At 73.6% G+C, this 3,006-nt stretch carries 3 protein-coding genes; all 3 read right to left on the reverse strand.

Annotated elements, in window-relative coordinates:
• The coding region (locus tag HLK59_RS49260) for a hypothetical protein (RefSeq protein ID WP_171148216.1) at positions 1-230 on the reverse strand (230 nt) is incomplete at its 3' end.
• Between the two features lie 119 nt (positions 231-349).
• Positions 350-1,198 carry an arylamine N-acetyltransferase gene (locus HLK59_RS49265; protein ID WP_171148217.1) on the reverse strand — a complete coding sequence of 283 codons (849 nt, stop codon included), beginning with the start codon at positions 1,196-1,198 and terminating at the stop codon, positions 350-352.
• A 4-nt stretch (positions 1,199-1,202) separates the two neighbouring features.
• A partial coding sequence (locus HLK59_RS49270; protein ID WP_240983094.1) for a ComEC/Rec2 family competence protein occupies positions 1,203-3,006 on the reverse strand: 1,804 nt, incomplete at its 5' end.

Here is a 3,006-nt window from a genome sequence, read left to right on the forward strand (position 1 = left end):
GTCTCGTGGGCTCGGAGATGTGTATAAGAGCCCGCCCCGGGATCCAGCCGTCCCTCCTCGTCCCGCAGCACCACGAGCCACTGCGCGTCCTCGGCGTCGTCCTCCCCCGCCAACGCGTCCCGGACGATGCGCGGCTCCTCAGCCACCCCGAACCGCTCCCTGAGCGCCTCCGCCACCTCTTCCGCGGCATCCCGATCAGGCAGCACCAGCACATGTCTCACATCGCTCACCTGGCCATTGTCCGGCACCCGGAAAGCCCCGACCCACCGCTCTCACCACCGACGGCGGCCCGAACCCGCCCCGGCCAGAACCTCACCCGGCCTCCCGGATCCCCTTCCCGGTCAGAACCTCACCCCGCGTCCCGCATCTCCCGCGCCTCCGGTCCCACCGGCACCCGGTCGAGCTCCACCCCGAACCGCTCCCGGTACACCCCGAGCACCTCCTCGTCCGTCCCCAACTCCCGCACCTCGCGCGTCCCGTCCGCCCCTGTCACGGTGAGGCTCCGCCCGCTGAGCGTGATCCTCCCGCCGTCCTCCGTGACCCGCGAACACACCGGCGACCGTGTGAAGTGCGAGGCCGGCGATGTGCTGTGCCACCAGGCGCCCGCCACGAAGTCACCGAGCACCCGGGGCCGCACCTCCAGGCGGTACTGGGGCTTGCCGCCCCCGACGACGTCCAGGTCGGCCGCCTCCGCCACCACGTGCCCGCCCCGCACCCCGGCCGCGTCCGCCCCGGCCTCGACGACCCGGAACGTGCCCCCGGGATCCACCTGCTCACCCCGCTCCCCGATCGCCAGCGGATGGTGACTGTGCGCCCCGAAGCCGACGTCCGCCAGCCAGTCGCCCCCGTCCACCGTCCGCACCCGCAGGGCGAGATGGTCGTACGGGATGCCGAGCCGCCCCTCGTCCCCGTACACCCGGGCCGCGAGCAGCGTCACCTCGAAGCCCAGCGCGGCGAGCAACGCCCCGAAGCAACCGTTGAGTTCGTAGCAGAACCCGCCCCTTCGCGCCCCCACCACCTTGTCCAGCAGTCGCTTCTCCTCCAGCACGATCTCCTCGCCGAGATGGATCGACAGGTTCTCGAAGGGCACGGTCTGCAGATGGCGCAGATGCAGCTCGCGCAGGGCGTCCACGGTGGGCCCCGCCGGGTGCTCGGCACCGAGGCGGCGGAGATAGGCATCAACCTGTGCGGAATTCATGCCCTCAGTCTCCCGCCACCCGCAGCGACCCACCCGTTCCCAGGACCGCCAGCGCCCCGTCCTGGTCCGTCCGCAGCACCATCGCCCCCTGCGCCCGCAGCGCCGCGACCGTACCGGGAGCCGGATGTCCGTACGTGTTGTCCCTCCCCGCCGAGATGAGCGCCAGCCGCGGAGCCGCCCTGCGTATCAGTCCCGGATCCTGGTAGGCCGAGCCGTGGTGGGCGACCTTGAGCACGTCCACGCCGCCCAGCAGCGCACCCGCCGGAGATCTCAACAGCGCTCGCTGAGCCGGGGGTTCGAGATCGCCGAGCAGCAGGAACCGCAGCCCGCCCGACCGCACGAGCAGGGCGACACTGGCATCGTTCGGCCCTTCCGGTTCCATCGACGCGACCGGAACTCCCGGAACTCCCGGTCCCGGTCCCGCTCCCGCCGGCGGCCACACCACCTCCCAGTCCAGCGCCCCCGTGCGCCGCCGCTCCCCCGCCACGGCACGGGTGAGCGGAATCCGGTGCCGCGCCGCCTGCCGCCGTACGAACTCCACCTGGTCCATCGGTTCCTCGAACCCGGTCGTCTCGATCGCCCCCACACTCCGCCCGCGCAGTACTCCGGGCAGACCCGCCACATGGTCGGCGTGGAAGTGGGTCAGCACGACCAGCGGGATCCTGGTGACACCGAGGGTCCGCAGACACCGGTCGACGAGCGTCGGATCGGGCCCCGCGTCCACCACCACACCAGTACCGTCACCCGCCGCGAGCACGGTCGCGTCCCCCTGCCCCACATCGCACATCACGAACCGCCAGCCGGGCGGCGGCCACCCCGTGATCACCCGGGCCAGCGGCGGCGGCTGCACCACCACCAGCAGGAGCAGCGCTCCGCAGACTCCGCACCACCCGGGATGCCGCAACAGCCGCCGCCCGGCCGTCACCACGGCCACCGTGACCAGGGCGAGCAGGGCCGCCCCGGTCCAACTGCCGGGCCAGTCCACCCCTGCGCCGGGCAGGGACGCCCCGGTACGGGCGACGTCCGCGATCCACCCCGCGGGCCAACTCGCGCACCAGGCCAGCGCCTTGGCCACCGGCATCACCAGGGGCGCCGTCGCCAGCGCGGCGAAGCCCAGCACCGTGGCCGGAGCCACGGCGAACTCCACGAGCAGATTGCACGGCACCGCCACCAGACTCACCCGCGACGACAGCACCGCGACCACCGGCGCGCACAGAGCCTGTGCGGCACCCGCGGCGGCCAGTGCCTCGGCCAGCCGCGGTGGCACCCGTCGCCGTCGCAGGGCCGCGCTCCAGCGGGGCGCGAGCGTGAGCAGGGCCCCGGTGGCCAGCACGGACAGCAGGAACCCGTAACTCCGGGCCAGCCAAGGGTCGTACAGCACCAGGAGCAGGACGGCCGTCGCCAACGCCGGGATCAGTGACCTGCGGCGCCCGGTCGCCAAGGCGAGCAGAACCACGGTTCCGCAGGCCGCGGCCCGCAGCACACTCGGGTCCGGCCGGCACACGACGACGAAGGCGAGCGTGAGCGCCCCGCCGAGCAGTGCCGTCGTCCGCAGGGGGATGCCGAGCCGGGGTGCGAGCCCCCGGCGCTCGACGCGCTGGGCCAGCCCGGGCGGTCCGATGAGCAGCGCCAGGATGATCGTCAGGTTGCTCCCGGAGACGGCGAGCGTGTGCGCGAGGTCGGTCTCCTTGAACGCCTCGTCCAGGTCGGGCGTGATCCGCGAGGTGTCCCCGACGACCAGCCCCGGCAGCAGCGCCCGCGCATCCCCCGACAGCCCGTCGGTGGCCTCCCGCAGCCCGCCCCGCAAC

The sequence above is a fragment of the Streptomyces sp. S3(2020) genome (assembly GCF_013044505.1).
Classification (GTDB): Bacteria; Actinomycetota; Actinomycetes; order Streptomycetales; family Streptomycetaceae; genus Streptomyces.